The sequence below is a fragment of the Streptomyces sp. NBC_01294 genome, from assembly GCF_035917235.1.
Lineage (GTDB): Bacteria > Actinomycetota > Actinomycetes > Streptomycetales > Streptomycetaceae > Streptomyces > Streptomyces caledonius.
In genome coordinates this window covers 7,556,004-7,574,317 of sequence record NZ_CP108423.1, presented here as the reverse complement: position 1 = coordinate 7,574,317, position 18,314 = coordinate 7,556,004, and the positions used below count along the sequence as shown (strand labels likewise).

The 18,314-nt window shown below is 69.9% G+C and carries 13 protein-coding genes and 1 pseudogene; 6 read left to right on the top strand and 8 right to left on the bottom strand.

What is annotated here, in order from left to right; translation table 11 throughout:
• Positions 1-183 precede the first annotated feature (183 nt).
• The 4 genes from OG534_RS34235 to OG534_RS34220 form a co-directional block, all read right to left on the bottom strand.
• Entirely contained in the window at positions 184-1,659 is a 1,476-nt protein-coding gene (locus OG534_RS34235) for a bifunctional aminoglycoside phosphotransferase/ATP-binding protein (protein ID WP_326593443.1), read from the bottom strand.
• Between the two features lie 103 nt (positions 1,660-1,762).
• Positions 1,763-2,638, bottom strand: a complete 876-nt coding sequence (locus tag OG534_RS34230) for a universal stress protein (protein ID WP_326593255.1) — start codon at positions 2,636-2,638, stop codon at positions 1,763-1,765.
• 223 nt (positions 2,639-2,861) lie between these two features.
• Complete coding sequence (locus tag OG534_RS34225; protein WP_326593254.1) at positions 2,862-3,398, bottom strand: hydrogenase maturation protease; 537 nt, start codon at positions 3,396-3,398, stop codon at positions 2,862-2,864.
• Between the two features lie 719 nt (positions 3,399-4,117).
• Positions 4,118-7,765, bottom strand: a complete 3,648-nt coding sequence (locus tag OG534_RS34220; protein ID WP_326593253.1) for a hydantoinase B/oxoprolinase family protein — start codon at positions 7,763-7,765, stop codon at positions 4,118-4,120.
• A gap of 102 nt (positions 7,766-7,867) precedes the next feature.
• Here OG534_RS34220 and OG534_RS34215 point away from each other — a divergent pair, with 102 nt between their 5' ends.
• On the top strand, positions 7,868-8,923 hold the full coding sequence (locus OG534_RS34215; RefSeq protein WP_326593252.1) for an NAD(P) transhydrogenase subunit alpha: 1,056 nt from the start codon (positions 7,868-7,870) through the stop codon (positions 8,921-8,923).
• Between the two features lie 17 nt (positions 8,924-8,940).
• Here the strand turns inward: OG534_RS34215 and OG534_RS34210 are convergent, their stop codons facing one another.
• Positions 8,941-9,579 carry a hypothetical protein gene (locus tag OG534_RS34210; protein ID WP_326593251.1) on the bottom strand — a complete coding sequence of 213 codons (639 nt, stop codon included), beginning with the start codon at positions 9,577-9,579 and terminating at the stop codon, positions 8,941-8,943.
• Positions 9,580-9,985: 406 nt separating this feature from the next.
• Between OG534_RS34210 and OG534_RS34205 the strand changes: the two genes are divergently transcribed.
• Positions 9,986-10,450: a cyclic nucleotide-binding domain-containing protein gene (locus OG534_RS34205; protein WP_266616605.1), complete on the top strand. Its 465-nt coding sequence runs from the start codon at positions 9,986-9,988 to the stop codon at positions 10,448-10,450.
• Positions 10,451-10,520: 70 nt separating this feature from the next.
• Positions 10,521-10,784: pseudogene (locus OG534_RS34200) on the top strand (CBS domain-containing protein); the annotation flags it as partial.
• 223 nt (positions 10,785-11,007) lie between these two features.
• Here OG534_RS34200 and OG534_RS34195 read toward each other — a convergent pair.
• The gene (locus tag OG534_RS34195) at positions 11,008-11,415 is read right to left on the bottom strand and encodes an STAS domain-containing protein (protein ID WP_008734998.1); all 408 of its coding nucleotides are present in this window, start codon (positions 11,413-11,415) and stop codon (positions 11,008-11,010) included.
• 503 nt (positions 11,416-11,918) lie between these two features.
• Here OG534_RS34195 and OG534_RS34190 point away from each other — a divergent pair.
• Positions 11,919-13,001 (top strand): lysylphosphatidylglycerol synthase transmembrane domain-containing protein, encoded by a 1,083-nt coding sequence (locus OG534_RS34190; RefSeq protein ID WP_326593248.1) that lies wholly within the window; start codon positions 11,919-11,921, stop codon positions 12,999-13,001.
• Positions 13,002-13,230: 229 nt separating this feature from the next.
• Complete coding sequence (locus tag OG534_RS34185; RefSeq protein ID WP_326593247.1) at positions 13,231-14,139, top strand: universal stress protein; 909 nt, start codon at positions 13,231-13,233, stop codon at positions 14,137-14,139.
• A 114-nt stretch (positions 14,140-14,253) separates the two neighbouring features.
• Here OG534_RS34185 and OG534_RS34180 read toward each other — a convergent pair whose 3' ends face one another.
• Positions 14,254-15,429 (bottom strand): site-2 protease family protein, encoded by a 1,176-nt coding sequence (locus tag OG534_RS34180; protein WP_326593246.1) that lies wholly within the window; start codon positions 15,427-15,429, stop codon positions 14,254-14,256.
• A 592-nt stretch (positions 15,430-16,021) separates the two neighbouring features.
• On the bottom strand, positions 16,022-16,573 hold the full coding sequence (locus tag OG534_RS34175) for a CBS domain-containing protein (protein ID WP_326593245.1): 552 nt from the start codon (positions 16,571-16,573) through the stop codon (positions 16,022-16,024).
• A gap of 374 nt (positions 16,574-16,947) precedes the next feature.
• Here OG534_RS34175 and OG534_RS34170 point away from each other — a divergent pair, with 374 nt between their 5' ends.
• On the top strand, positions 16,948-18,291 hold the full coding sequence (locus tag OG534_RS34170; protein WP_326593244.1) for a phosphoribosyltransferase family protein: 1,344 nt from the start codon (positions 16,948-16,950) through the stop codon (positions 18,289-18,291).
• Positions 18,292-18,314: the final 23 nt, after the last annotated feature.

Genomic DNA, 18,314 nt, shown 5'->3' with positions numbered 1-18,314 from the left:
ACCGGCAATAGAGGCCGCACTACCTCCCCCTGCACGTGCGTCATGCCGGAGAGACCCTGATTCACCCGGTCGTCGTGATCAGCCGCCCTGGCTTCGTGCTGGGACCACCGGCTCGCCCGGGCCCTTTGGAACAGGACGTTCGTTGCGGCGAGCGGGCGACTGCACACAGGCTCGCCACGCTGCTCAGTCCGGTTCCATGTAGGGGCGGCGGAAGACCGGGGCCTGGCCGGCGCCGTACGGGCGTACGGCCGCCATCGCCTGGATGACCGCGGCCTCCAAAGGGCCGCCGGTGTCGATGGGGACGGCCTCGTCCCACGGCGGCTCCGTGGCTGCCATGGCCCTGGCCACATCGGGGGTGGCGTCGGACGCCCCGGGGGCGCGGGTGCTCAGGCGTGCGGCCGACACCTCGCCCGGAGCCTGGCAGTGCAGGGCCACCAGGTCGGCGCTGGCGCGTTCGGCCATGCGCAGGGCGGCTTCGCGCTGTCCCGCATCGGACCAGGTGGCGTCGAGGACGACGGACTCGCCGCGGGACAGGAGGGCGGACGCCCGGTCGAGCAGGGCCGCGTACGTCCTCGCGGTCCATTCGGGCGTGTACAGCCCTTCGCCGTAGTCGGAGGCCGCGGATTCCTCCGCCGGCATGCCTGCCAGCTCCTTGCGGAGGCGGTCGCTGCTGAGCAGCGTGACGCCCAGGCGATCGGCCAGTGCGCCGGAGAGCGTGGACTTTCCGCTGCCCGGGAGGCCGCCGACGAGGGTCAGGCCGACAGCGGAGGTACGCAGGTGGCGCAGCGTCGTGGTGACCAGTCGCCGCGCTGCCGCATGCGCGCCGCGGGCGCCTTGAGCTGCCTGGATCAGGGAGACCTTGGCACGGACGAACGCGCGGTAAGCGACGTAGTGGTGCCATAGGGACGGCGGTGCGGGGTCGCCGGAGTACTCGCTGTACTGGGCGAGGAAGAACGCCGCGGCCTCCGGGGCACCCGTCTGCTCCAGGTCCATGGCGAGGAAGGCCGCGTCGTCGAGACCGTCGACGGAGCGAAGGCGGTCGTCGAATTCCAGACAGTCCAGGACGCGGGGTCCGTCGTCGAGACAGAAGATGTCCTGGGCGAGCAGGTCGCCATGGCCGTCGACCACCCGCCCCTGCCCAATACGCGCGTCGAACAGTTTCTCGCGGCCGGCGAGATAGCGACGCACCAAGCGCTCGGTCTCCTCCACCCCGTCGAGCAGCTGGCCGTCCTCGGTCAGTCCCCTGACCTGCGTGAAGCTTGCTTCCCAGCGCGCTGACAGCGCGTCCCGCCTGCCCTGCTCGTCGATGTCCGGGCCGCGGGGCGCGTCCGCGTGACGGGAGGCAAGGAGGCGTGCGACAGACCGCAGGGCTTCGTCGACGTCGGCGCCTTGACTCACGAGCAGGGACAGGCGGCGTTCCGCCGGCATGCGGCGCATCACCACGAGAGGTTCGGGCGTGTCCGCGTCCGGTCCGCGAAATTCACCCAGGCCCAGGTAGACATCAGGGGCGAAGCGACGGTTGAGGGCGACTTCTCGTTCGCACACGGCCCGCCGGGCCGCCGTGGTCGTGTAGTCGAGGAACCCCAGGTCGACCGGCTTCTTCAGCTTGTAGGCGCGGTCACCGACGAAGAACAGGACCGCGGTGTGCGTCTCGCACACCTCTGCGCGCGGTAGTGGCGGAACCTGGAGGCCGGTGCCGGTCCGGAGCGCGGACGCGTCGGTCCGGTGCGCCGGCACCGGCGGCTCCTCGTGGTGGCTCGGCTCAGTCATGGGGAATGACGGCGACGGGGCAGCGCGCGTGATGGATCGCGGCGGTGGCCACGGAACCCAATGGGGGTGCCAGGGCAGGGCGGTGCCTGCGTCGGCCGACGACCAGCAGCCCTGCGCCCTCTGCGGCCCGCACCACGGCCTTGGTGGGGCTTTCAAGACCGACGCTGTCGGCCACCTCCACACTCGGGAACTTCTCGCGCCAGGGGCGAAGGGCGTCGCTCAGGAGCTTCCGCGCGTCCTGCGTGATCTTCTCGGTCACGTCGTGGTCCGTGCCCCAGGGAGCGTGAGCGTGGAGGGGAACGCTCCGGCCGTGGACGGCTTGCAGGGGAACGCCCCGTGCCGCGGCGGCGGCGAAGGAGAACGCGAGCAGGTCGTCGCACGGACCGTGCAGTTTCAATGCCACCACTACGCCGCCTGAGGCACCTGGAGCGGACGGCGGACCCTCTTCGCGCGTCCCGGCGCGCACCAGGACCACCGGCCGCTCGGCCCGTGCGACGACGGGCATGCTGATGTCGCCCAGGAAATAGCTCTCGACGGGCTCCAGTCCTCGCGAACCGAGCACGGTCATCTCGGACTCCGCTGACGCTTTCAGCAGCGCCTCCTGAGCATCCTCGGCGACCAGGTTGCCGACGATGGTCAGGCCCGGGTGGCGCGCTTGGAGCTCCGCCTTCGCGTTGTGCACGATCCGCTTCGCCCAGTAGTTCTGATCCATCTCGGAGGGGACGTGGGTCGGTTCCGGAGCCAGCAGGGGCCACGCGTGCAACAGGCGCAGCGTGAGTTTGCGGCGGTCGGCTTCGTCAGCGGCCCAACGGGCAGCGGCGAGGCTCTCGGGTGAGCCGTCGAGGCCCACGGTGACGACTGGCTCCATGCCGGCTGCTCCGTCTGGTAGATGACTGGAAGGGCGCTGAGGTGTCCGGTTCCGGCCGGCCGGAGCCCTGTCGTCCCCGCGCTCGCGCCGGTAGCCGTGAAGCGACCGTAAGCGGTACTCGATGAAGCACCTGTGCGTCCTGGTGGTCGAGGACGGCTCCGGCGTCCGAAGCGTCGGTCATGGTGCACCTCTCGGTCTCCACGTGCCTAGATCCGGCAGCATGTCAGACCAGCGGGCTCCCGGGTTCGAAGCTGGTCCGGCGAGTTCTCCGGCTGTACTGCCGGACGTCTTCCTCGATGCGCCGGGCCAGAAGCGGCAGGGCGGCCGCCACCGCCGGGGTGAGCCCCGTGCCCAGCGAGCGGTCCGCTCCCTCGACCGCGTACACAATGAGACGGCCGGGACCGCGCCCGAGACTGTCGGCGAGGCACAAGGCCTCGGCGAGCCCCAGCCCGTGGGTGCTCTGCCTGCCTGCGGCAGCCGGGTGCGGCATCTCGCCCGGGGCCACACACCACCGATGTGTCCGCCCAGGCTGCGCCGCGGGTGGGAAGCAGGCGTCGACGACGAAGGTGAGGGCCTTGCCTTCCCAGAGGCTGATCAGCCGGCCGGGTTCTCCGTCGCACTGTGTGAGCTCAGTACCGGACGGGAGAGGTCGCTGCGCTTTCCGCGCGCGCAGCAAAGCGATGGTCGCCCACCCCACCCCGTCATCGCGCCTGAACTCGTTTCCGATCCCGATGACCGCCGTACCGGCGAGCGGCTTCATACGTACCCGCTTCCTTCTCCGGGCGTCTCCAGGCACAGCTTGCCCCACTCGCGGGATGACGTCCTGTGCCACGGGGCAAACGGCGCACGGCACCCCACCGAGTGATGTGCGGGCCCGGCCGCCCACCAAGGTGCCCGCGCCCGTTACGGCCATCGGTGATCCGTTGCGTCGGTGGTCAGATGCTTGCATCCCGGGTTTGTCATCCCTCCCCGTTGGGGGTTCCCTCGGCCGTTATGGACGCAGCCTCACCACGCTCCGGGGTCCTGAGGCCGAGCATGGGACGCGCGGCTCTGGAAAGGGACCGTCCGGCACTGGCCGTCCGTTCAGCGGGCGCCGGATCGTGGGAAACGCGGGGCTGGGCTTCCCGGCACTCTCCATTCCATCCGACCCCACCGGTATCCCCCGCCGCCACAGGGTGGTCGAGACCAACGCCCGGTGCTGGTCATGTGGGAACGGTCCTCCGGCACGCCCTACTCGATGCCCTGGTCGGTGACGCCGGGTTGCGCACCGAGATCGAAGCCGTGGTCCGCTCCACGGCGCCGGAGGCCGCGGACACCGTCCAGGTCTCGGCACACGCGGGGCAGTACGCTCTCCGGTTCTGTGGGCGGAACCGCCGTGGGCAGGATCCTTGCCGAAATCCGCAAGATCGACGGGGTATCGGAGGTGGCCGATCGGCTCATCGCCGTATGAGGGCCCGCCCGCGCCCCTTGACATCCAGATCATCGCTCTCCCTCTTGGCCCGGCTCGCCGTACCCGCCTCCTCCTGGGGTCTCCACCACGAGCACATCGCCGGTCCGGACCTCGACGGAGTCGCAGCCTGCCATCGGGACGGAGGTTCCGTCGGCCCGCTCCACGTGGTTGACGCCCAGCGCGCCGGGGGCTCCGCCGGCCATGCCGTAGGGCGGGACTCGGCGGTGGCCGGAGAGGGTACTGACCATCATCGGTTCGCGGAAGCGGATCTTGCGTACGGTGCCGTCACCGCCCCGCCATCGGCCCTCGCCGCCGCTGCCGCTGCGCACGGAGAACTCCTCCAGCAGCACCGGAAGGCGCCACTCGAGAACCTCGGGGTCGGTGAGCCTGGAGTTGGTCATGTGGGTTTGCACCGCGGATGCCCCGTCAAACCCCGGTCCTGCGCCGGAGCCGGAGGCGATGGTTTCGTAGTACTGGTGGCGTTCGTTGCCGAAGGTGAGGTTGTTCATCGTGCCGCTGCCCTCTGCCTGGGCACCCAGCGCGGCGTACAGGGCCCCGGTGATCGCCTGCGAGGTCTCGACGTTCCCTGCGACGATGGCCGCGGGGTAGACCGGCGCGAGCATCGATCCGGCCGGGACGATGATGCGCAGTGGCCTGAGACAGCCGTCGTTGAGCGGGATGTCCTCGGCCAGCAGCGTCCTGAAGACGTACAGGACTGCCGCGTTCACCACGGCTGTCGGCGCGTTGAAGTTCGTCTCCAGCTGTGGCGATGTACCGGTGAAGTCGATCGTTGCCGACCGCTGCTCGCGATCCACGGTGATGCGTACGGAGATGACCGCGCCGGAATCCATCTCGTAGCGGTACGCACCGTCGGCGAGGGAGACGAGCGCGCGGCGGACGGCCTCCTCGGCGTGGTCCTGGACGTGGCGCATATAGGCGCGCACAACGTCGAGGCCGAAGTGGTCGATCATCTTGCCGACCTCCTCGACGCCCTTGCGGTTGGCGGCGATCTGGGCCCGCAGGTCGGCGAGGTTGGTTGCCGGGTCTCGCGACGGGTAGGGCGCATCCGTCAGCAGTCGCAGCGTCTCGTCCTCCCGGAGCCTGCCGTTCTCGACGAGCAGCCAGTTGTCGAAGAGCACTCCTTCCTCGTCGATCTCGTGGCTGTTCGACGGCATGGATCCCGGTGTCAGGCCGCCGATCTCCGCGTGGTGACCACGTGAGGCGACGAAGAAGAGGATCTCCGCGCCAGGGGCCCCGTCCCTCTCGCCCCGCTCGTCGAAGACCGGAGTGACCACGGTGATGTCGGGCAGGTGAGTGCCGCCGTGGTACGGGTCGTTGACCGCGTAGGCGTCGCCGGGCCGCATCGCACCGCGGCGGCGGCGGATCACTTCGCTGACGGCGGTGCCCATCGAGCCCAGGTGCACCGGGATGTGCGGGGCGTTGGCAACGAGATTGCCATCCGGGTCGAAGAGCGCGCAGGAGAAGTCCAGTCGTTCCTTGATGTTGACTGACTGAGCCGTTGCCTCCAGACGGCCGCCCATCTGCTCGGCGATCGACACGAAGAGGCTGTTGAAGATCTCCAGCATGACGGGGTCCGCCCTGGTCTCGACCCCGGTCTGGGCAAGCCCGACCACGCGTTCGAGACGCAGATGCCCTGTGGTGGTCGCGGTTGCCTGCCAGCCGGGGTCGACAACGGTGGTGGCGTCGGCCTCGGCGATGACGGCCGGACCGGCCACGACGGCGCCCGATCCCAGACACTCCCGTCGCCGCAGGGGGACATCGCGCCAGGTTCCGCCAGTATGGAGCGGTACGGTGTCCGCTTCCTGCGCGCCGTCGTCAGCCGTTCCGGTCAGGGTGAGGCGGCCTAGATCGGGCTGCCGGGTCAGTCCCGTCGCCTCCACCGAGAGGGCGTCGACGATGACGGGGCGGTCCAGGAGGAACGAGTACGTCGCCCGGTGGTTCTGCTCGAATTCCGCTGTCATGGCGGTGGGGTCGGCCAGTGCCACCGTGACGGTCGTGTCGGTGCCGTCGTACCGCAACCGTGCCTGCCGCGACACCTGGATTCGGTCGGCGGGGACGTCCTCGTCGTGGAGCACGGCGCGGGCGGCGTCTTCCAGTTCGCGCGCCACAGCGAGGATCCGCGCCATGCTCGGCTCTTCGAGGGGAAGTTCCACCGACTGCTCGCGCAGGGTAGTGGTGTCGGCGAGTCCGATGCCGAGCGCGGAGAGCACTCCGGCCATGGGTGGTACGAGAACGGTGCGGATACCGAGGGAGTCGGCGACGGCGCACGCGTGCTGTCCGCCGGCTCCGCCGAAGGAGGTCAGCGCGTACTCGGTGACGTCGTGGCCCCGCTGTACGGAGATCCGTTTGACGGCGGTCGCCATGTTGGCCACCGCCACCTGCAGATAGCCTTCGGCTACCTGCTCCGGAGAACGCCGGTCGCCAGTGTGCGCCCGGATCTTCCCGGCGAGCTCGGTGAAGAGCCGCCGTACGACCTCGTGGTCCAGGGGCTGGTCGCCGCCCGGCCCGAAGACGTGCGGGAAGTGGGCCGGCTGCACGCGGCCGAGCATCACATTGGCGTCGGTGAGGGTCAGTGGGCCCCCCGCTCGGTAGCAGGCGGGGCCGGGGTCCGCTCCGGCCGAGTCGGGTCCCACCCGGTAGCGGATGCCGTCGAAGTGCAGGACGGACCCGCCGCCGGCCGCGACGGTGTGGATATCCAGCATCGGCGCCTGGATCCGGACTCCCGCCACGTGGGAGGTGGACACCCGCTCGTACCCGCCGGCGAAATGGGACACGTCGGTGGAAGTGCCGCCCATATCGAAACCGATGACCTTCTCGAAGCCCGCCAGCTGCGACATGCGCGCCATACCGACGATGCCGCCGGCCGGACCGGACAGGATCGCGTCCTTGCCCCGGAAGTGTCCCGCCTCGGCCAGACCGCCGTTGGACTGCATGAACATCAGCCGAACGCCGCGCAGCTCATCGGCCACCTGCTGTACGTAGCGGCGCAGGACGGGAGAGAGGTAGGCGTCGACCACAGCGGTGTCCGCGCGCGGGACCAGCTTCATCAGCGGACTGACCTCGCTGGACAACGAGATCTGAGGAAAGCCGATCCGCTCGGCCAGGGCGCCGATCGCCTGCTCGTGTGCGGGGTGGAGGCTGCTGTGCATGCAGACGACCGCCACGGCGCGGAACCCGTCGGCGTGCGCACGTCTCAACTCGGGGGCAAGGGCCTCCAGATCGGGCGGCGTCAGCACCGTGCCGTCGGCGGTGACGCGTTCGGAGACCTCGATCACCCGGTCGTACAGGGCCTCGGGGAGGACGATCTCCCGGTCGAAGATCCGGGGGCGGTTCTGGTAGCCGATGCGCAGGGCGTCCCGGAAGCCGCGGGTGATCACCAGTGCGGTCGGCTCACCGGCGCGCTCCAGCAGGGCATTGGTCGCCACCGTGGTACCCATCCGCACCGCATCGATCGCTCCGCCGGGGATCCCCTCCTGCTCGGTAAGGCCGAGCAGCGCGCGGATTCCCGCGACGGCCGCGTCGTGATAGTGAGCCGGATTATCCGAAAGGATCTTGCGGGTCAGCAGTTCGCCGTCCGGGGAGCGGGCCACGATGTCGGTGAACGTGCCTCCTCGGTCGACCCAGAACTGCCATCCGAGACCGGTACTGGGGGCCATGTACCCAGCATTACCCGTGCGGCACGCTCAGTGACCATGCGACTCGCCCTGAGGGAGATCCATACTGAACGGGGAACGCGTTCGGAGGGTGGTGCAGCAGTGATGGCTCCCATGATCGTCGGCGTGTGCGGGGAGACCGCGCCCGGGGAGCGACGCGTTGCCCTCGTGCCGGACGCCGTGGGCGCGGTGCAGGCGCTCGGGCTGGAAGTGCTGGTGGAATCCGGGGCCGGAGCAGCCTCCTGGCTGCCCGACCTCCTTTACCGGCAGTCGGGTGCGCGGGTCGCGACGCGCGACGAACTGCTCCATCGCGCGGACATTCTCGTGGGCGTACGACCGCCCGCCTTCCCGGCGGGACACCGGTTTCGCCACGGCCAGGTTCTGATCGCGCTCCTGGATCCCCTGCGCATTCCGTTCGACGTGCGGCGGTGGGCGGACGAGGGCGTGACCGCCATCGGGCTGGACCTGGCTCCCGACACCTCGGTACTGGCCCGGCCCATGGACGCCGTCGCCTCCCAGGCCCGGCTCGCCGGCTACAAGGCGGCCCTGCTGGCAGCCGATCGGTTCGGGCATCCCCTGTCGGGCACGGTTGTTCCCGCCGCTCCCCGGGCGGTTCGGGCATTGGTCCTCGGCTCCGATGCCGCTGCCCGGCAGGCTGCAGACATCCTCCGCCGCCTTGGGGCGACCGTAGCCGTCAGCGATCTTGTTCCGCCGTACGGTCCGAGATTTTCCGGCCTGGTGGCAGGTGCCGACATTGTCATCACCACGGTCCGCCCACGCCGGGGCCTGCGGCCACCGGTGCTGGTGACGGCACGGGCCATGGCGGGCATGCGGCCAGGCTCCGTGATCATCGATACCGCCGTCGGACCGGACGGCGGAAACGTCGAAGGCGTGCTGCCGGAGTCCACGACGACCGTGGGCCCCGGCGTCACTCTGATCGGCGCCTGCCGACTCCCGGAGTGCATCCCCCAAGCGGCTTCCGCGGCATACTCGCACAACGTCACGGCACTACTCGGGCACCTCGTACGTGACGGTGAACTGCTGATCGACCCGGCCGACCCCGTCCAGGCGGCGATGCTGGTCACCCACGGCAACGTGGTCCTGCACAAGGGCGTGTGGCAATTGATCGTGGAGCAGACCGCTGTGGCCGGCCTGCCCTGACCCGCCCACCGGCCTGCTCACCGGCCTGGTGCGGTCTCCTGGAGCAGGGCGATGTGACGGGCCACGGCAACGGCTCTCTGGGCGCACTCCTGGTAGCAGCGGCCGAGGACCGCCGCGTCGACGGCGTCACGGGTGGTGAGCGAGTCCCTGCTGGACAGCAGGACGCGACAGAGCTCCCGCTGGCGGCGGTCGATGTCCTCCACCTGCCTGTCCATGACCGCATGAGGCGCGGACAACTCAACGACATCAGCCGCCCGTCCGACCAATGCAAGGCAGTCATCGCCCATGTCACGTACGCGGAACCGCACTTCGTCGGGAAGAGGCTGCCTCGACCGGCGCGCCCATGCGATGTCACCGACCTGACGGATCAGCAGATCGATGCGTCCCGCGTCCTGGCCGACGTACATGTCCGTCACCAGGGAGCGGAGGTCTGCCTCCTCGATCGTTCCGATGGAAGTATCTGCCGCGACCAGCTCGTCCGTCTCCTGCCGGAGCTCGCCCAGCGCTCCGCTCAGGGTGATCATCCCCTGCTCCAGCCCGGCCTTGGGCGTCGCCAGCAAGTCTGTCGCCTGGCCTACGGCGGCGTGAGCCAGCCGAAGCACGTGCGCCACACGGCGGACAGCCTGCTCCGTCTGCTCCAGCGCTCTTTCACTCATGTCGAGCTCCTGCTCCTGCGGCCGGCCGGAGTCGGCCGCGTCGGCCGCGGCATCCCGAGAACCGCAGCCGCGGCAGCTCTCGCAACCGCGCAAGCATGGCAGAGAACAGCCTGCCGGACGTCGGCACGCCACGCCTCACGACACCCTCACCAGGGCCGCTCGGCCAGCGCCAGGTGACCACAGCTCCCGTTGCCATCCATTCCCCTGCGTGCGCGTACCGGCGGACGGTATCCGTTCCCGGCCGCTTCCACTTGGACCTGCCGGGTCTCTGCGAGCCCTTGCGCGCCGCATTCGGAGAAGGCTGCACTTCGTGCGGGTCTGATTGGGCCACCTGTGGGGCCGGTCGGCCCATGCCCTGCGAGGGACCTCTGAGCAAGACTGGAAACGGACTCGAACGGAGGCCGCCATGAGCACCCCTTCTCCCATCCGGATCACTGCCGCCCTCTCGGCGGAGCACCGTACACGGCTGATGAGCGTGGCCCACGAGGTGAACTTCGTGGAGGGAACACGGATCTTCAGCGAAGGAGGCCCTGCAGATCGGTTCTGGATCGTGCGGACCGGCACCGTCACTCTCGACGTCAAGGTGCCCGGCACGAAACCTGCGGTGATCGAGAGCCTCGGTCCCGGTGAGCTGGTCGGCTGGTCCTGGCTGTTCCGCCCCTACACATGGCACTTCGGCGCCGAGGCGATGACACCTGTACGTACCCACGAGTTCGACGCCGCGGCCGTGCGGATGATGATGGACGCAGACCCGGCGTTCGGGTCCGCGATCGGCCACTGGGTGGGTCAGGTACTCGCCCACCGGCTTCTATCCGCACGGATTCGCCTGCTCGACCTGTACGCCCCCCACGGAAGTGGCAGCACGCTGTGAGCCGCTCGGACCGAGAGCGGGATCCAAGGAGCCGGTCATGCATGCAACCCGTTAGGCCATCAGCGACGTGATGACGCATACGGCCATCGCCGTGGGCCGCAAGGCCTCGTACAAGGACATGGTCGAGCTGGTGCATCAGTGGAAGGTCAGCGCCCTGCCGGTGCTGGAGGGCGCAGGACACGTCGTGGGCGTCGTCTCCGAGGCCGATCTTCTACCCAAGGCGGAGTTCCGGCGGGACAACCCGAGATTTCCGGGGCAGCTGGAGGAGGCGTCCAAGGCCGGAGCGGTGCTCGCCGAGGAGCTCATGTCCAGCCCAACCGTCACCGTGCACCCGGAGATTGGCCCATCGGATAGGCGATCACTCCGTCCGTGAGAAGTCCGTCGGACCTCTCACGGAGCCGCGGCCGTCGCTCCCTCCGCCGAGCCGACCAGCGTGGCGGGTACGGCGGGACGTCCTCGACTGGTTCTTCTGGTGGTACCTGTGCGTGGTGGAGCTGACCAGTCGGCTGACCGCTTCGCGTCGCAACGCCTGACATGTGCGGCTCAGCTGTCGAAGCCTAAACTCGGGGCAGCCATCCGGCACCGAAGTCGGCGATGTCCCGTGCACGTTGTGCCCGTTGCTCGATCAGTCGGCGGAAGCCTGCCAGTGCGTATCGCTCCCCGGTGGCCGATCCCGGACCAGGAATCCCGGCAACCTGGGCCATCATCTGCTGCGGCTGGGGCTGCCACCCGACCACAAGCACTCGCAGCCCCAGGCGCTCGGCGCGCCGGTGCAGCTCCAGGAGGTGCAGCAGTCCGTCGGCGTCCATGGACAGCAGGCCGTGCAGATCCACCATCAGATCCCGCTCGCAAACGGTGACGTCGTCCAAGGCCCGCTGGAGCAGCGCGCCCGCACTCTCGTCCAGTTTCCCGCTGATGCCGACCATGGCCGAACTGCCACGGTGCTGAACGTCAATGGTGATCAATGCACTCTCCTTCCACCGGCGGCCCCGCGCCTTCGGCCCCCATCCTGGCCCCGTGTCCCCCGAACGGACGCGAGGCTCGCTGAGGCTCTGGCACCCTCTTGGCCTCAATATTTGACCCGGCCGACTTGCCGTGTTGGTGGGGGCAAAGCGGCCTGCCCGCCTGCATCCGCCTGGGAGCAGGACCCGGTGCGCGTAATGGGTGGGCTGGCTCACCGCGCCGATCACTGACGGCGTCGAGTGCGGCGAGAGTGAGGGGCAGGCCGGGGGGCTGCGGCAGTGGGGAAACGCGCCGGGTGCAGAGTGCGAGGACCGCATGCGTCCGAGTGGTTGGGAATTCGACGACCGCCCGGGACGGAACCGGTCCTGCCCGGAGGGGGCACTGACCCTGCGGCGCTGCGCCCGCTGCCGGAGATCAGCACCGCAATCGTCCTGATCCGCAGAGCCGGGCGGGTGCGCGCGGCGTATGCCGCGCCGAAGGCAAGCCCGTCCGTAACGTGGCCTGTATGGCGCATGGAACTGGCGAATCGGACGGTACCGGGCAACCGGTTCCCCGGCCGCTGCCCGCCTCGGCCCGTCACCCGTTGTGGTGGCTTCTGTCGGCCGTATTCGTGACGGCTGCCGCGGTCGCCGCTGTGAACCGGCGCCACGACATCGCCTCGGCCCTCCGCCTGATGGGGGCGGTGCCGCCGGCGTGGCTGGTACTGGGCGCCCTGCTTGAGGTGCTGTCCCTGACGTGTATGGCGGCAATGCAATGGTGGCTGCTGAAACTGGGTGGCGCCCGTCTGGGATTCCCCCTGATGGGTGCCATGGTCGCCGCAGCCAACGCAGTGGCTGGAGCACTCCCCGGTGGTGCGGCATTCGCCGCTGCATGGCTGTTCGGGCAGTTGCGGCGCCGACACGTATCGCTGGTGCTCGCAGGGTCCGTCCTCGCGGTCTCCGGCTTGCTGTCCGCTCTCGCCCTGTTCTTCTTGCTGGTGGTCGGTGTCCTTACCGGCAGCGGATCGGGGCCCGGAGCCGGTCTGCGCTCCGCCGTGCTCTGGCTGACGGTGGCCCTCGTGCTCGCCGCCACCGCGGTGGTTGCCCTGTCACGGTTTCCTTCCTTGCGGCGCCGCGCATGGCGTCTGTGGCGAAAGATCGGAGTCCGCACCCCCCGCATGTGGGACATCGAGGAAGGGCTGTCCCGCCTCGTCCGACACGTTCGAGTAAGTAGGCCCGGCGTGCGCCCATGGCTGGCGCCGTTCGCCCTGGCCGTCTCGAACTGGATTCTGGACGTGGCCTGCCTCATCGCCTGCGCATGGGGACTGGGGATCGCGCTGCCCTGGCCGGGGACACTGATCGCCTACACCCTCACTCAGATGACGGGGGCCCTGCGGCTCACACCCGGCAGCCTCGGAGTCATCGAAACCAGCCTCGCCGCGCTCCTGGTCCTCTACGGACTCCCCGCGGATCAGGCCATCGCGCTCACACTCCTGTACCGGATCGCGAGTTACTGGGTGCTGCAGCCGATCGGGTGGGTGAGCTGGCTCCTCCTCACCGTCGCCTCGCGTCATGGGGCAGTCACTCTACGAAGACGGCCGAAGGTATGAGGGGACTTGCCCGGGCGGCGCCTCACCGCTGCAGGGCGAGAATGGAAGAACAGGTACTTCACCTGCCGTCGTCAACCGCGACGTGGTCTGCGAGACGGCCGCCGGGTCCTGCTAAGGGCTGCCACGCGGCCGTGGCTTCCCAAACGAGTTGAGACCGGGGACCGGGCGGCCGTCCCGGTCTGGTGTGAGCGTGCCAGTGAGTCGATCTGAGTCTCGAGAGGCGGTGGGGATGATGAAGACCCTGGCTCCCCTTGTCGTAGGCGTCGACGGTTCCGATTCCAGTCTCACCGCGACGGACTGGGCCGCGGACGAGGCAGTACGACTCGCGCTCCCCCTGCGCATCGTGTACGCCTCGTTCTGGGAGCGGTACGAGGGAGCCGTACCAGCCTGGAGCCTGGACCGTCCCTCCGGACAGGTCCTCGCCGAGAACATCGTGGGGGTCTGCGCCGAGCGCGTTCGGCGACGCACACCCGGCCTGCAGGTCACGACGGACATCACGGCCGAGGACGCGGCGAGTGCTCTGCTACGCGAGGGACGCACGGCAGACGCCGTCGTCGTCGGCTCGCGCGGACGTGGGGAACTCGCCGACCTTCTGCTCGGATCCGTGGCCTTGGTCGTGACCGCCAGGTCCTCCGGCCCAGTCGTCGTCGTGCGCGGGGACCGGCACGCTCTGGAAGCACGCCACGGGCGCGTACTGCTCGGCATAGGCCCCTACGACGTGGACTCTCCCGCCGTACGGTTCGCCTTCCGCGAGGCCGCGGCACGGGACGCGGAACTCGATGTCGTCTGCACCTGGCGACGCTCACCACACGAACCGGTCGACCACATGGTCCTGCCCGGCGACGCCACCCGCGACCACGAGGAGCGGGCTAAAACGCTCCTCGACAAAGCCGTGGAAACCGCGGCCCGGGAACATCCACAGGTACGGCTCCGCCGCACCACACTCGAAGGCAACGCACGCAAGGTGCTCACGGAGCGGTCTGCCGCAGCAGACCTCTTGATCGTCGGCGCACGGCGGCCAGGCAGCCTGATCGGCATGGAACTGGGGAGGGTCGCCCACCGAGCCCTGCATCATGCCCTGTGCCCCGTCGCAGTCGTCCCACAGCACCACGGTGCACCGGCTCAGGAAGCACCGTGACCCAAGGGATGACCCATTACGGCACACCCTCCTGCGCCGCTGCAGGGCGCCATGCGGTCCCGGCGACGCGGATCCGGGAAGCCACTCGCCGCTCCGCGTGGAACCCGCTGCTGCTCAGGGCATATCTCTGGGGCCGCCGCCGCTGTGTGGGCGCCCCTTGGCCGGGGCCGTCATCAGCCAGGACACGGTGCGGCTGATGTCCGAGGACGCGACGATGCCGACCAGGCTGCCGCTCTCGTCGACGACGAGGGCACGCTGCCCGCCCCCCGCCAGCATCTGCGGCAGCACTTCAGCCAACTGGTCGTCCGGGCCGACCACGGTGACGTCCGACCGCGGGACCATCACGTCCCCAACCCTCGTCACCTCGCGTTGTCTCTCGGCCACCCGCCCTGCCGCGGAAAGCGTCAACAGCCCCACCGGGGAGCGTCCGTCATCACCGATGACCGGGAAAGCCGAGTGGTGGTAGCGGTAGCGGGGATCTGCCAGGAGCGCCGCAATGGTCAACCCGGCGGGAACGGTGACCGGGGAGGGCGTCATGGCATGCCGCACCGCTACACCCGCCAGCACCGCCCGCAACTGTGCCTGCTGCCCCTCCGCGGTCGCGGCGGCGATCAGGAACCAGGCGATCATGACGAGCCACAGCCCGCCGACCACGTCACCGCGCGCGAACAGCAGCAGGCCAAACAGGAGGAGGAACCAGCCGAACCCGCGCCCCGCCGCTGCCGCACCGGCCGTGGCCCGTGCCCGGTCTCCCGTCCTCCACCAGAGGAAGGCGCGCAGCAGTCGGCCTCCGTCCAATGGAGCGGCCGGCACAGAGTTGAACAAAGCCAGCAAGAGATTGATCACCGCGAGCCACATCAGCGCCTCGCTCGCCAGCCCGGGCCCGGCAGCAGTGACGACCAGCCACCCGGCCAGCGCGAAGCCCACCCCCAGAGCCAGGCTCACGAGGGGTCCGACGCCGGCGATCCGCAGTTCGGCTGCGGGCGTGGATGCCTCCGACCTGAGCCTGGCCACGCCGCCCAGCAGCCACAGCACGATGTCGTCCACTGCCACCTTGTTGCGCCGGGCCACCAGGGCGTGGGCCAGTTCGTGGGCGAGCAGAGACGCGAAGAAGAGCGCGGCGGCCAACAGCCCCACCAGCCAGTACACCCACCAGGAGCGCCCCGGGTAAGCATCCGGCAACCGTCCCTCGGCCAGCCCGAGTGCGATGAGCATGAAGATGACCAGGATGCTCCAGTGCACACCGACCCGGACTCCCGCGATCCGGCCCAGTACGAATGTCGGCTTCACGGTTCCTCCAGCGTCGCGCCCCCGCAGATCGTTCTCGGCCCCGCCAGTCGACGGGCCGTGCCACGTCCCGGCACACCACGGGACCTGCGAGGTGAGATCCCTCGCCCGGATTGCGTACCGGGGGCCATCACAAGCCGGTGATCAGGCAAGGCCTCGCCGCCGTTGACACCGGCGAAGCCGAGTCCCATGCTCGCCTCGCAGCCCACTCACCAGGCTAGACACCGGCCAGTCTCCTCACAGGGGCCGACTGGTCCCGCTCCTGTCCCCATTGGTCCTAGGCGCGGACTCGGCAACTGGCTGTGAGAACTGCACGGAAGACTGGCCTGGTGGTCTCGGCCGCAGTCACCGGCTGGCAACGGCGCGCGGTGCGGATCAGCCGACCAGTTCGCGGACCCGGATGGTCTCCACGGACCGATCCCGTGGTGAGGCGCCCCGGCCGTACAGGCGGTGGCCCGACAGGCTTCTCGCGTGCGGGCAGCGGACCGCTCGGTCCATCGGCGTCACCTGGTGACTGCCACTGCTTCGGGCTTGTCCTCTGTGTGCCCGCCCGGTCGTTCGTCCTGGTCGTCCTGCCCTCATCCTGTGGTGCCGTTCATGGGACAGGGTTCGCCCGGTCGTCGCGGCGGGGCCCGAGTCCCGGAGTCAGCGTGGAGGGTCCGATCGCAGGCGCCTCGGCGTTGCCGGACGCGGAGGCCGGGTACCGCACGAGGCCGGCCACGATGTCGGAGGCCGTCAGCAGGCCGACCAGCCTGCCGGCGCTGCCGAGCACTGGAAGCGCCTCGCAGTTGTTGTCCGTCATGGCGACCGCTGCCTTGCGCACGCTTTCCTCGGGCCTGACAGTCGGCCGCCGACGCCCGGAAAGCAGGGTGCCGACGTCCTGCGCCGAGAGCACGACTGCGGGCGCGGAGCACGCGACCGCGACTTCGCAGCGGTCGAGGAGTCCGGAGCAGCGGCCGTCCGGCAGCAGGACAGGAAGGTACGCAGCACCGGTCCTCTCCAGCAGCTCCCAGGCCATGAGCACGGTCTCGTCGGCGGCGACGGCCACCACCTCCGTCCGCATGACCTCCCCGACGGTCCAGGCCATGACGGCCATGTTCGCCCCGGCCGCTGGGGGATGCGCCTGCGGGTGCGTCGCCGATGCCATGGCGGTCTCCCCTCGCCGCGTTGTGAGGCCTTGTTATCGGACCTCCAGCATGGCCCCGTCTGAACGCCGACGGCGACACCACCTCACCGGCCGCCACCGCGGAGTCCATGACGGCCACGAGGTCGGCCCGCCGACCGCTCGACGCGGGCACCATCCGGATGCGGACTTCGTGCACCGGTACGACCCTGAAGTCAGGGGTTCTGTTGCGTGCCCGCCAGCACGTGATGCGCAGGTTGTCGGGGCTCCTGAGCTCGAACCCCGCGCACCACCGCGGCCTGGCCTGCCACCGAAACCGTCTGGTTCCGACCCGGCCCTCCGGCCGGTGTCTCTGCGGACGCTTGCCGACGGATCGGGGCCGTGAAAGGAGGCGCGGTATGTTCTTCTCCAATCGAACGGCCGCTGGCAGACAACTGGCCGGTGAGCTGGCCCGGCTCGGGCTGGTCGAGCCGGTGGTACTCGGGCTCCCCCGCGGCGGAGTACCCGTGGCCGCGGAGGTCGCGCGCGTCCTGGGCGCACCGCTGGACGTGATCGTGGTCCGCAAACTCGGGGTGCCCTTCCAACCCGAGGTGGCCTTCGGCGCCATCGGCGAGGGCGGCGTACGGCTGATCAACGGAGCGACGGTCCGTGCAGCCGGCCTCGGAGAGGGGGACTGCGCCAGGGTCGAGGAAGCCGAACGGGCGGAGCTGGAACGGCGACAGGCACGCTACCGCCGGGGAGGGGAACGGATCCCGCTCACCGGACGGACGGTGGTCGTCGTGGACGACGGCATCGCCACCGGATCGACCGCGTCCGTGGCGTGCCAGGTTGCGCGGGAGCACGGGGTCGAGCAGGTGATCCTCGCCGTTCCCGTGGCGGCTCCCCAGGCACTGGAACAGCTTCGGCGCGAGGCGGACGAGGTCGTGTGCCTGTCAGTGCCCCGTCATTTCTCCGCGGTCGGCCAGTGGTACGAGGACTTCTCGCAGGTGGGAGACGAGGAGGTCGCCGCGCTGTTGGCCGAGGCGGCGCGGGCACGCCCGCCAGCACCGGCACAGGCTTCAGATCGGGTCGCGCCACAGACTGGTGAAGTGGTGGTGGACGCGGGAGGCACGGCGCTGCCCGGGCTGTTGACCGTGCCCAAGGACGCCGAGGGCGTCGTCGTCTTCGCGCACGGCAGCGGCAGCAGTCGCCTCAGTCCCCGAAACCGCCACGTGGCCGAGGTCCTGAACCGTGCGGGGCTGGCAACGCTGCTCTTCGATCTCCTCACCCCGGCCGAGGCACGTGACCGGGCGAAGGTCTTCGACGTACCGCTCCTCGCCCTCCGCTTGACTCAGGCCACGGGATGGATCCGGGCGCGGCTTGCCCTGCGCATCTGCTACTTCGGCGCCAGCACGGGCGCCGCAGCCGCGCTCATGGCCGCCGCCGAACCGCGATCGGACATCGCCGCGATCGTCTCGCGGGGCGGACGCCCCGACCTGGCGGTCTCCCGGCTCGCGGCCGTACGTGCTCCGACCCTGCTGATCGTCGGCGGAGCCGACGATCAGGTACTGGACCTCAACCGTCAGGCCGCGGCGCACCTGCGCTGCGAGCACCAGATGGGGGTGGTTCCTGGTGCGACCCACCTCTTCGAGGAACCCGGCGCGCTGGACGCCGTGGCCGACGCCGCGCTGGACTGGTTTGTCCGCCATCTCCCCCACCTCGGCGTCGTTCCCCACAGGTCCGGCGAACACCGAGAAATGTGATGGCCACGCGCGCTGCCGAAGCC